Genomic DNA, 10,936 nt, shown 5'->3' on the forward strand with positions numbered 1-10,936 from the left:
TCCCCGTAGCCGTCGACATCGCACCCGGCCAAGCCTCGGACTACACCGGCGCACTGCCTCTCCTCGACGCCGACGGGCCGGAACCGAAGGTTCTGCTCGCCGATCGCGGCTACGATGCGGATGCCATCCGCACGGAGATGGAAGCGCGCGGCGTCACGCCGATTATCCCGATGCGGCGAAGCCGGAAGGTTCAGGTCCCCATCGACGCCTACGTCTACGCCCTGAGGAACCGGATCGAGCGCTGCTTCAACAGGTTGAAGAACTGGCGCCGCCTCGCCACCCGCTACGACAAGACCGCCGACAGCTATCTCGGCTTCGTCCTCATCGCCGCCGTCCGCCTATGGATACGCTTATTCGTCAACAGGACCTAGGCGTCTATGAGTTGCTGCGCCGGCGCTGCCGCTTCATCGTTGCCGTCGACGGCGAGAGTGACCCCGAGATGACATTTCATGCGCTGACCAACCTGCAGCGGCTCGCCTACATCGACTTCGGCATCGTGCTGGAGGCGGACCTCGACGACCTCAGATTGGGCTCTTCCGGATTCAGCAGATCACATTTCCGGATCTGCCGGATTCTCTATCCGCGCGGGCAGCAGGACGGGGAAATTGAGATTGGCTATCTCGTCTATCTGAAGCTGTCGCTAACAGGCAACGAAGGCGAATTCATCAGACGTTTCAAATTCGACGAGCCGGCGTTCCCACATCAGTCAACCGCAGATCAGTTCTTCTCTGAGCAGCAATTCGAGGCCTATCGCGCCCTCGGCGAACACATTGGCGAGAAGCTGTTTCTTCCCGCGATTACGGGGCGCCTCGGCGACACGGTCGGCCTGGAAGACTGGATATGCCGGCTTGGCATAAGTCTGCTGGACGCGCGCTCGCACGCTGGGCAAGATCAACTGGCTCGGGCGCCGTGAGATCACACCCGAAACGGCCCGTAGAATCCGCCGCGTCCGGCGGCACAGCTCGGTGGACCGATAGATGTTGATCGTCATCGGAGCGGGAATCTGACTCACTCTAGATGAAGTTTGGAGGCGGACTGAGCAACTCATCCCGGATGGGGGGGGGCGCCATGTCGTTGCCGCGCTGCTTCACGTCTCTCGTTCCGCCTGACCTTGCTGTTGAGCAGATCGACACGCGTGGGGAGACGATCTTCATCATCGCGTTGGCGCGCCGCCGCCATGCCAACTGCTCGTCATGTCTGTGAATGAGCGCCGAAATGGAGCCCTGGCCGGAGACATCCTAGCCCACTGATTCAATTCGCTATTTTCGATGACGACCCGGGTCGACACGAAGTTCATGACGCTATTTCAATGGACTGAAGCAATCTGCGGCGGGGTCCTGTTTCGGCGCTTATTCACAATCTGTCGAGAGCGGTTCGGGGTGGACTACACCGAGGCCGGCATGCTCCGACTGATGAAGGGGCTGGATCTGTCGCACCAGAAGACCCTGCCCGGCCATCCGCAGAGCGATCCGGCGGCGCAACGGGATTTTCAAAAAGGGGGATGGCGCGCGCGGTGAAACGGATCGTCCGCCGTCACCGCGATGCCGACGTTCAACTGTGGTTCGAGGACGAAGCCTGCGTCGGTCAGAAGGGGCGAAACGCCCACGTCTGGTACCAGCGGGGACAACGCCCGATTGCCCCGACCGACAAACGGTTTAAGTCGGTCTACGTCTACGGCGCCGTCCGCCCCGACACCGACGACGCCTTCGGCCTCGTCCTGCCTCACGCCGACACCGCGATGATGAGCCTCTTCCTTGACGCGTTCTCGGCTTCGCTCGCCCCGAACGTCCACGCCATCCTCGTCATGGACAAGGCGGGCTGGCACGTCACCGGGCGGCTGAAGGTGCCGCAGAACGTCAGCCTCGTACACCTGCCGCCGTATTCCCCGGAACTGAACCTGGTCGAACGCGTCGGGCTTCACCTGAAGGAAAGGTACCTCTCTCACCGCGTCTTCGCCGACGTGCCGGCGATCGTCTATGCCTGTGCAAAGGCGTGGAACGACCTCCTCGCCGACAAGGGCCGCGTCGCAAGCCTCACCGCATATCCCTACCTCAAACAGGTCTGGACTTCATCAGGTTGGTATAAGGCCGAGCTCACGACACCGTTGCGTTTCTTTGAACGGGCCATTCCGGCTTGGCCATTGCGCAGGCCGTCGTCCTCATACTTGAAGATCGCCTCAATTTGTCATATATAGATAATTACGATGAGAAATCGTTCGTATATGGAGGATAATATGGGTTCTCCGAAGTCGAGGGTGGCGCTCGAGAGGCTCGGACACGACGTACGCGGCGCACGCCTGCGGCGGGGAATTGCCGTGGCCGATCTGGCAGCCCGCGCCGGCACGTCTGCCAGCACAGTCGCCCGTCTCGAAAAGGGCGATCCCGGCGTCGGCATCGGGACCCTAGCGGACATTCTCGTCGCCTTGGGGCTGGTCGAGCGCTTGGCGGACCTCGTCGACTTCCGCAAGGATGATTTGGGTCTGGCGCTGGCTTCCGAGCAACTGCCGCGGCGCGGAAAGACCTATGCCGCGAAGCTTCGCAAGCAGAAGGCGCTCGACGATGAGGCCTCGGCTGGAGCAAGGGACGTCGTCGACCCGGACGGCGCGGCCTTCTGATGCCCGAATTCAACGCCCGTGTCGCTCTGGGGGAGAGCCTGACGCCGGTCGGCCACTTGCGGTTCACGCAGGCCGGGCCGCGTCAGTTTTCCACCTTCTCCTATGACCCAGCCTGGCGAGAGAACCCGCGCGCCTTCGCGTTGCAGCCGGACATGCCCTTCGATGGCGGGCCGTTCCATACCTCGGGACAGTCGGACACCATGCGTGATGCGCTCGCCGGCGTTTTCAGCGACGCATCGCCGGACAGTTGGGGGCGTCGGCTTCTCGAACGAGCCTATGGCAAAAACCTCTCCGAGTTCGCCTATCTGACGCTCTCCGACGACACCTGCCGTCAGGGTGCCTTGCGCTTCGTCGATGACGCGGGAGCCGTGATCCGCGGGGGCGCCGCCGAGGCGGTGCCGCGCCTCATCGATCTGCAGACGATCACCGGCATTGCCCGGGCCTATGAGCAGGGCAAAGAGATTTCGGCTCGGAACCTGCAGGCTCTTGCGGGAGCCGGCGGTTCGGGCGGCGCACGTCCGAAAGCCAACGTCATAGACGGCGAAGTCCTATGGCTCGCCAAGTTCACCTCCGTACACGATCAGCAACCGATCGAGCGGGTTGAAGTCGCGACGCTTCGGCTCGCCGGGGCCTGCGGCATCCGCACGCCGGAAGTCCGGCTGGAACTCGCGGACACTCCGTTCCCGGTCGCCTTGCTGCAACGGTTCGACCGGCGTGGCAGCGCGCGTATTCCTTATATCTCGGCGCGCACGGCACTCGGCAAGACCGGGACGGATCTCGGTGCCTACACCGAGATCGTCGATTTCATGCGAACGGCGTCGGCCGATCCGAACGCGGACTTCCGAGAACTCTATTCTCGTCTGGTCTTCACCATTCTCGTCTCGAACAAGGACGACCATCTGAAGAACCACGGTTTTCTCTATGTCGGCAGCGGGCGTTGGCGCTTGTCTCCGGTCTTCGACGTCAATCCGGCACCCGATCGCAACCCGCATCTTGAAACGGCGATCCTGGAGGGAGGTGCGCACGACCGGTCCATCCGGCTTGCTCTCGACGCTTGCGGCTTCTTCGAAATTGCTGAGCCCGACGCACGCCGGATCATCCGCGACACCGCGCAGCGCATTTCGGATGGATGGCGTGAGGCGCTCCGTCAGGTCGGCGTCACCGGCAGCCTGGCGCGCGACTACGAGCCCGCTTTCCTGAACGCTGAAACCGAGATCGCTTTGACGCTCTAGCCGCCGTATTTGACGGAGATATGGGTATTATTCATCAGATATGGAGATTTGTCATCTGTTTTCCTCGCGGGAGTTTGCGGGAAGGGTAGCCAGAAGTCCGGGGTTGCCGGGCGTGCCCAGTTGGTAAACTCGAAGAAGGCATGGGAGGTATCATCGCGCCATCTATCGCAGTCAATCACGGACGTTTGCGATCGGCTCTAGCTATTTCTCCCGCGCTTCGTATATAATACGAACGAAGAGATTGACGCCGCGCACCGCGCCACATTTATTGTGGAAAATCAATTGCGTGTGATTCTGACGGTATATCTGACGGTAAACGTCGATTTCTCCGTCTTACACTCGTCGAAAATTCAAATACTTACCACTTCGGTTGATCATCGAGTGGGAGTAATCTTCCCCCACTCATCGCCATCTCGCGCCGTCGCCTCACGGAAAAGACGAGCCTGATCGGGGCGAGCGAGAGACGCGGGAAGGGGCGCTTCAGACTCCCGGAGGGAGTTTGGAGCGCATCATTTCCTTGCGATCGAGCTTGCGGCCGTCGACGATGAAAGTCCCGTCGCCGACGGCATGCAGCATACGCTTCTCCTTGCGCGCATCGTCATAATAGGCCGCGACGCCCTGCAACACGACGATGCCGTGTCGCTCGACGATGTCCGTGACGCGACATTCGATGTTCGCGAGACAGTCCTCGATGAGCGGCGCTCGAACGTGCTTTCCGGGCCGCGCGGTGAGCCCGAACTTCCGGAACTTGTCCGTGTCCGCGCCCGAGCAGGTGCCGATTCCGACGACGGTGTCGATCATGTCGACGGTCGGAATCGCGATCACACATTCCCGCGACTTCTCCAACGCGGCGTAGGAATAGTTCCAAGCGCCCGTCGTCATCGCGAATTCCGCAGAAAAGCCCATGACCATCGTCCATGTGATGGTCATGACGTTGTTCTTCTCGCCGTCGTTGGTGGTCACCAGCACGACGGGACCCGGTTCGACCAGGGTGAATGCCTTTTCGAGCGCCAGCGTCCGCATGTCGTCATCCTCGTGAGGACATGACGACATCATACACCCTCTCACCGGCGGCCCGTTCCCGATTCTTCACCCCCCCGCGCGTCCCGGCGAAGCACGAGGATGCTGAAATTCATCAATATTCACAGTTACCTGCCATTTCGATCGTGTTACGGCCGGCCGCCTCTGGACGGAGCGGTGCCTTCGCGTGCAAGTTCGACGCGCTGACATGAACCGGAACGATCGGGCGGGAGCGGCTCCTTTGGCGACCATCGACATCTTCGGCATCAAGGCCTGCGACACGATGAAGAAGGCGCGGACCTTCCTCGAGACGCGAGGCGTGCCGCACGTCTTCCACGACTACAAGCTCGAGGGCGTGACGGCGGAGCGTCTGCGCGAATGGGCCGGGAAGGTCGGTTGGGAGAAGCTCCTCAATCGGTCCGGCACCACCTTCCGCAAGCTGCCGGAGGCGGCGCGCGCCGATCTCGACGAGGGACGAGCGATCGCGCTGATGGTCGCGCAGCCCTCGATGATCAAGCGGCCGGTCCTGACGCGCGGCTCCGACATCCTCGTCGGCTTCAAGCCCGAGGAGTGGGAGCGCTTCCTCGCCTGAGCGCCTTCAGCCCTCGCGCAGGCGCTTCTTCACCTTCTCGGGCACGTCGACGAAGATCGCGCCGTCCTCGATCTTCAGGTCGTATTGCTTGACCGGCGCGCATTTCTGGCCCGAGACGCAGGCGCCGGTCGTGCCGTCGAAGCGCCAGCGGTGATGCGGGCAAGTCATCTCGCGGCCGTCGAACGTCGCCTCGACGAGGCTCGATTCGTCGTGCGGGCAGAGCGCGCGGAAGGCTTTGGGCTCGCCGCCCGTCGGCCAGACCACCAGCCAGCGCTTCCTTTCGATCGTCACGACTTCGCAGGCGCCTTCCGCGAGCGCGGCGGCCTCGAGGACCCGGTGGAACATGTCGTCTCCCGTCGCAAGTCCGACACACCGGTCGGTCACGGGAGAGGTCGAGCAAGTTCGGTGCCGCCGGGCGGATCCGCCGACGCCGTCGCCTCCCCAAGGGAAGCCGAAAGGTTTTCTCAATCGTCTCGCGATTATTGTCTCCCGGAGGAAGGGGAGAGGCATGCGCGAGAAGCGACTACGCGAGCTCTATCGCGAGGGAACCGGCGGAAGCCGGCCCGCGCCCGAGATGCTGAAGCGCCTCGCCGAGTTGCATGGCCGCGACACGACCGAACTGACGCCGGTCGAGAGCCAGATCTTCAACAAATTGTCGATCGCTCTTCTCGACAAGGCCGGTCTTCTCGATCGCTTCGCCTTCGCCCGCGACGTCGCGCCGCTGCCGCACACGCCGCAGACGGTGATCGCCCGCCTCCTCGACGACGATCATCTGGTCGCCTCGTCGGTCATCGAACACGCCCCCTTCACCGATCTCGAACTGCTCAAGCTCATCGCCACCCGCGACGGCGAGCGCGTCCACGGCGCCATCGCGCGGCGCGCCCAGGTGAGCGAGACGATCTCCGACGTGTTGATCGGCAAGGGTCGGCCGGAGGTGCTGACCGCGCTCGCCGGCAACAAGGGCGCCAAGCTGTCGCGCGCCAGCCTCGAGATGCTGTGCGACACCGCCGTGCGCCAGAGCGCCATGGGCAAGGCGCTGGCGCGGCGCTCCGATCTGCCGCCGCAGGTCGCCTCGCTGCTCAATCGCCGGCTGGAGACGCGCGAGCTCGTCCATGCGGTCCTCTCCGACGAAGATCTGATCGGCATGGTCGTCACCAACGACGAGGAATCGAAGGAGGTCGCGATCGCCTGGCGCTCGCCGCTCTCCATCCAGATGACCGATTTCCTGATCGATCGCGGCCGTCCGCGGGTGCTGCTCACCATCGCCGGCAACGTCGGCGCCGAGATCTCGACGCGCGGGTTCGACGTGCTCTCGGCGATCGCCACCGATCATTCGGAGATGGACGAGGCACTGGCGCGGCGCGGCGACCTACCGCCGGCCATCGCTCGTTACCTCCATCATCGCCTCGGCGAGCGGATGCGGGCGCGCATCGACGAACTCGTCGCCCGCGACCTCGGGCGCGGCCGCCGCACCTTCGTGCTGCGTCAGGCCTGAGCCTCGCCCCCCTCCCCCGCGTCGCCGGTCTCGCCCGTGCCGCCGGTCGCGGTGGCGCGCGCCCGCGCCATGCGGCGGAAGGCGTTGGGCGTCAGGCCGGTGCGGCGCTTGAAGAAGCGCCAGAAGTAGGCGGGATCCTCGAAACCCAGCTCATAGGCGAGGCGTGACACCGGCGCGGCGATGTAGATCAGCCGCCGTCGCGCCTCGAGCGCCAGCCGTTCCTGCACCACCTCGAAGGCCGTGGTGCCGACGACGGCGCGGGCGGCGCGATCGAGGCTGCTCTCGCCGACGCCGAGGGTCGCGGCATACCACGCGATCGGGCGATGCTCGGCATGGGCGCGTTCGACCAGGGCGCGGAAGCGGGCGAAGAGGTCGGCCTCGGGACGCGCCGATCGGCTCCAGGGTGTCGCGACGGCGCGTGCCAGAAGCGTCAGGACGGCCGAGACCAGCCAATCGAGCAGGACCGCGCGGCCCGGCTCGGCGCCGTGGAACTCCTCGCCGATCTCCTCGAGGAGGCGGGTGATGCGAGCAAGGACGTCGGGCCGGTCGGCGAAGCCGGTCACGGCGGGGCGGGCGAAGAGGCTCTCCACCAAGGCCTCGCGTTCGGTCGCGGCGCGGGTCAGGCCACGTTCCGCGAAGGTCAGGACATGGCCGATCGTGCCGGGGCGAAAGCGGAAGGCATGGACGGTGCCGGGCGGCACCACCACCGCGCAAGGGGCGGAGGGCGAGGTCTCGACGTCGTCGAGGCGCAGATCGACCCCGCCCTCGACCACCACCAGGATCTGGCAGAGGCCCTGATGGACGTGGCGGTCGATCTCCCAGCCGTAGAGGCTCGAACGCGCGGCGATGTCCTCGACGTGGACGAAGTCGTCGCCGGCCCCGCCGCTGCTCTCGCCATAGAGGAAAAATGCAGGAATTCGAGTGTCCCGGCCCGTCGAAATCCGGCGTCCTCTCCCTGTTTTACCCCTTATTGCGGCGCACAAGACGTCGACCCTCCCCAGGATGCTCCGACGGAAAAGTACAGAATTTTCCCTCGATCGTCCATTTCGCCCGCGCGGCGCGACGGGCAGGATCGACGCATCCGGGAAAACCCGGAGGCCGGAGCGTTCCGCTCCCGGCGGCGACGAGCGACCGGCCCGGCCGAAGTCGCTCGCGAGGGAGGCCACATGTTCGTCTTCGACCCCTATTCGCCGGCGATCGACGCCGATCCGTTTCCCGCCTATCGGCGGCTTCGTGACGAGTTTCCCTGTTTCTGGAGCCCAGAGGCGGGAATGTGGGTGCTGTCGCGCCACGCCGACATCGTCACGGCGCTGAACGACTGGCAGACCTATTCCTCGGCCAAGGGCAATCTCATGACCGAGTTGCCGAACCGCGCCGGGGCGACGCTCGGGACCACCGATCCGCCGCGTCACGACCGTCTGCGCGGGCTCATCCAACACGCCTTCATGAAGCGCAATCTGGAGACGCTCGCCGAGCCGATCCGGGCGATCGCGGCGGAACTGGCGGCCGAGCTCGCCGGGCGCGACCGTTTCGACTACATCGGCGACTTCTCGTCGAAGTTCACGGTGCGGGTGCTGTTCGCGGTGCTCGGCCTGCCGATGGGCGACGAGGCGACGGTGCGCGAGAAGGCGGTGCTGATGGTGCAGTCCGATCCGGTGACCCGCACCAAGGGGCCGGAGCACATCGCCGCCTACGAGTGGATGCAGGCCTATGCGGCGCGGATCATCGCGCTGCGGCGGGCCGAGCCCTGCGGCGATCTGATCTCGCTCCTGTCCTCGGCCGAGATCGACGGCGATCGGCTGGAGGAGCGCGAAGTGCTCTTGACCATCACCACGCTGATCATGGCGGGGGTGGAATCGCTCGCCGGGTTCCTGGTGATGTTCGCGCTCAATCTCGCCGACCATGCGGAGGCGCGCCGCGCCGTGGTGGCGGATCCCGCACTCCTCGCCGACGCGATCGAGGAATCGCTGCGCTACAACACGTCCGCCCAGAGATTCCGCCGCTGCCTCACCCGCGACGTGACGTTGCACGGCGAGACCATGAAGGCGGGCGACTTCGTCTGCCTCGCCTATGGCGCCGGCAATCGCGACGAGCGCCAGTTCCCGAACCCCGACGTCTACGACATCGGGCGCAAGCCGCGCGGCCATCTCGGCTTCGGCGGCTCGGTCCATGCCTGCCTCGGCACCGCCATCGCGCGCATGGCGGTTCGGATCGGGATGGAGGAACTGCATCGCGTGGTTCCGGACTATGCTCGGGTCGAAACGGACCTGCCGTGGATGCCGTCCTCGACCTTCCGCAGCCCGACCCGGCTGGACCTCGTCCGGGCGTGAGGCCAGGATGCCCGCGACCCGCCCACCGACGGCGGGCGCATCACACGTACGGAGCCCGCCCCCGAGAGGCGGGCCCATCGAGGGAGAGAGACGCATGGTGAAGCTGACGTTCATCGAGCCTTCGGGCGCCGAGGTGGCGATCGAGGCGCAGGAGGGTTGGTCGGCGATGCAGGTCGCGACCTCCAAGGGGGTCGAGGGCATCGACGCGGAATGCGGCGGGTCCTGTGCCTGCGCCACCTGTCACTGCTATGTCGAGGGCGACGTCGCGGCGCGCCTACCGGCGCCGCTCGACGGCGAACTGGCCATGCTCGACAACGTCGCCGCCGAGCGACGGCCCAACAGCCGCCTCTCCTGCCAGATCAAGGTGACGCCCGAGATCGAAGGGCTGATCCTGCGTGTCGCCGAGGTTCAGTCGTGACCAGCGATCCCATGGTGATCGTCGGGGCCGGTCAAGCCGGTCTCCAGATCGCCGAAAGCCTCAGATCCGAAGGGTGGGAGGGGCCGATCCGCCTCCTCGGCGACGAGCCGCATCCGCCCTATCACCGCCCGCCGCTCTCCAAGGCCTGGCTCCTCGGCGAGGCGATCGAGGCGCAGGTCGGCATTCGCGGACCGGAGTTCCTTGAGCGCAAGGGGATCGAGCACGTCATGGCCCGCGAGGTCGCGGCGATCGATCCGGCGGCGCGGAGCCTCACCTTCGAGGGCGGCGAGACGCTGCGCTGGGCGGGGCTCGCGCTCGCCACCGGCGCCCGCCCGCGCGGCCTGCCGGTTCCCGGCGCCGATCTCGACGGCGTCATGGCGCTGCGCTCGCTCGACGACGCCACGCGTCTCGCGGCGCGGCTCGCGCCGGGCGTTCGGGTGGTGGTGATCGGTGCCGGGTTCATCGGGCTCGAAGTGGCGGCGGCGGCGGTCAAACGCGGCTGCGAGGTCACCGTGGTCGAGGCTCAGGCGCGGATCATGGCCCGCGCGGTGCCGCCGGCGATCTCCGCCTTCCACACCGAGCTGCACGCGCGCCACGGGGTGCGCATCCTGCTCGAGACCGGGGTGACCGCGATCCTCGGCGAGAGTGGCCGCGTGCGCGCGGTCGCGACCGGGGCCGGCGAGCTTCCCGCCGACGTGGTGGTGGTCGGGATCGGCGTCGTCGCGGCGGACGATCTCGCCCGCGCGGCAGGGATCGTCTGCGAGCGCGGGATCGTCGTCGACGCCTCCTCGCGCACCTCCGCGCCCGGGGTCGTCGCGGCCGGCGACTGCACCGTGCGGCGGCTCGACGACGGCACGTCGCAGCGGCTGGAATCGGTGCAGAACGCGGTCGAACAGGCGAAGTCGGCGGCGGCGGCGCTGATGGGCAAGGACCGCCCCTTCACGGCGACGCCGTGGTTCTGGTCCGATCAATACGACGTCAAACTGCAGATGGCCGGGCTCTCGGCCGGCGCGACGGCGATGGTGACGCGCGGCGATCCGGCCTCGGGGCGGTTTTCGCTCTGGCACTTCGCCGGGGATCGCCTGATCGCGGTCGACACGGTGAACCTCGCCCAGGAGCACATGGCGGCGCGGCGGATCCTCGATCGCGGCATGGCGCTCACGCCGGACGACGTCGCTGCGGCGGCGTTCGATCCGATGGCGGCGGCGCGCGGCTGACGGCGCGTCGCGCCCACG

Annotated in this window: 14 protein-coding genes; 11 read left to right on the forward strand and 3 right to left on the reverse strand. The window is 66.1% G+C overall.

Features of this window, described 5'->3' with window-relative positions; translation table 11 throughout:
- The 6 genes from J3S89_RS03095 to J3S89_RS03120 form a co-directional block, all read left to right on the forward strand.
- Positions 1-371: IS5 family transposase (locus J3S89_RS03095; RefSeq protein ID WP_217926012.1), on the forward strand; the 371-nt coding region annotated here is incomplete at its 5' end.
- A 68-nt stretch (positions 372-439) separates the two neighbouring features.
- Positions 440-913: a hypothetical protein gene (locus tag J3S89_RS03100; protein WP_217926013.1), complete on the forward strand. Its 474-nt coding sequence runs from the start codon at positions 440-442 to the stop codon at positions 911-913.
- 382 nt (positions 914-1,295) lie between these two features.
- Positions 1,296-1,517 (forward strand): helix-turn-helix domain-containing protein, encoded by a 222-nt coding sequence (locus tag J3S89_RS23340; RefSeq protein WP_274383117.1) that lies wholly within the window; start codon positions 1,296-1,298, stop codon positions 1,515-1,517.
- On the forward strand, positions 1,502-2,194 hold the full coding sequence (locus tag J3S89_RS03110) for an IS630 family transposase (protein WP_217926015.1): 693 nt from the start codon (positions 1,502-1,504) through the stop codon (positions 2,192-2,194). The genes J3S89_RS23340 and J3S89_RS03110 overlap by 16 nt, the downstream gene beginning before the upstream one ends.
- A 39-nt stretch (positions 2,195-2,233) precedes the next feature.
- On the forward strand, positions 2,234-2,614 hold the full coding sequence (locus J3S89_RS03115) for a helix-turn-helix domain-containing protein (protein ID WP_217926016.1): 381 nt from the start codon (positions 2,234-2,236) through the stop codon (positions 2,612-2,614).
- Positions 2,614-3,846: a type II toxin-antitoxin system HipA family toxin gene (locus J3S89_RS03120; RefSeq protein ID WP_217926017.1), complete on the forward strand. Its 1,233-nt coding sequence runs from the start codon at positions 2,614-2,616 to the stop codon at positions 3,844-3,846. Before J3S89_RS03115 ends, J3S89_RS03120 begins: the two co-directional genes overlap by 1 nt.
- A 480-nt stretch (positions 3,847-4,326) precedes the next feature.
- Here J3S89_RS03120 and J3S89_RS03125 read toward each other — a convergent pair whose 3' ends face one another.
- A complete protein-coding gene (locus J3S89_RS03125; RefSeq protein ID WP_217926018.1) occupies positions 4,327-4,869 on the reverse strand; it encodes a flavin reductase family protein in 543 nt (180 codons plus the stop codon).
- Positions 4,870-5,074: 205 nt separating this feature from the next.
- Here J3S89_RS03125 and J3S89_RS03130 point away from each other — a divergent pair, with 205 nt between their 5' ends.
- Complete coding sequence (locus J3S89_RS03130) at positions 5,075-5,458, forward strand: arsenate reductase (protein WP_217926019.1); 384 nt, start codon at positions 5,075-5,077, stop codon at positions 5,456-5,458.
- A 6-nt stretch (positions 5,459-5,464) separates the two neighbouring features.
- On the opposite strand, the gene J3S89_RS03135 is transcribed toward J3S89_RS03130, so the two are convergent.
- A complete protein-coding gene (locus J3S89_RS03135; RefSeq protein WP_217926020.1) occupies positions 5,465-5,803 on the reverse strand; it encodes a Rieske 2Fe-2S domain-containing protein in 339 nt (112 codons plus the stop codon).
- Positions 5,804-5,966: 163 nt separating this feature from the next.
- Between J3S89_RS03135 and J3S89_RS03140 the strand changes: the two genes are divergently transcribed.
- Complete coding sequence (locus J3S89_RS03140; RefSeq protein WP_217926021.1) at positions 5,967-6,953, forward strand: DUF2336 domain-containing protein; 987 nt, start codon at positions 5,967-5,969, stop codon at positions 6,951-6,953.
- On the opposite strand, the gene J3S89_RS03145 is transcribed toward J3S89_RS03140, so the two are convergent.
- A complete protein-coding gene (locus J3S89_RS03145) occupies positions 6,944-7,936 on the reverse strand; it encodes a helix-turn-helix domain-containing protein (RefSeq protein WP_217926022.1) in 993 nt (330 codons plus the stop codon). The genes J3S89_RS03140 and J3S89_RS03145 overlap by 10 nt on opposite strands.
- Before the next feature lie 183 nt (positions 7,937-8,119).
- Between J3S89_RS03145 and J3S89_RS03150 the strand changes: the two genes are divergently transcribed.
- The 3 genes from J3S89_RS03150 to J3S89_RS03160 all read left to right on the forward strand — a co-directional run bounded on the left by J3S89_RS03150 (position 8,120) and on the right by J3S89_RS03160 (position 10,918).
- Positions 8,120-9,283: a cytochrome P450 gene (locus J3S89_RS03150; protein ID WP_217926023.1), complete on the forward strand. Its 1,164-nt coding sequence runs from the start codon at positions 8,120-8,122 to the stop codon at positions 9,281-9,283.
- Between the two features lie 94 nt (positions 9,284-9,377).
- A complete protein-coding gene (locus tag J3S89_RS03155; RefSeq protein WP_217926024.1) occupies positions 9,378-9,701 on the forward strand; it encodes a 2Fe-2S iron-sulfur cluster-binding protein in 324 nt (107 codons plus the stop codon).
- Positions 9,698-10,918: an NAD(P)/FAD-dependent oxidoreductase gene (locus J3S89_RS03160; protein ID WP_230488931.1), complete on the forward strand. Its 1,221-nt coding sequence runs from the start codon at positions 9,698-9,700 to the stop codon at positions 10,916-10,918. Before J3S89_RS03155 ends, J3S89_RS03160 begins: the two co-directional genes overlap by 4 nt.
- Positions 10,919-10,936 lie beyond the last annotated feature (18 nt).

Source organism: Pinisolibacter aquiterrae (genome assembly GCF_019160155.1).
Classification (GTDB): domain Bacteria; phylum Pseudomonadota; class Alphaproteobacteria; order Rhizobiales; family Ancalomicrobiaceae; genus Pinisolibacter; species Pinisolibacter aquiterrae.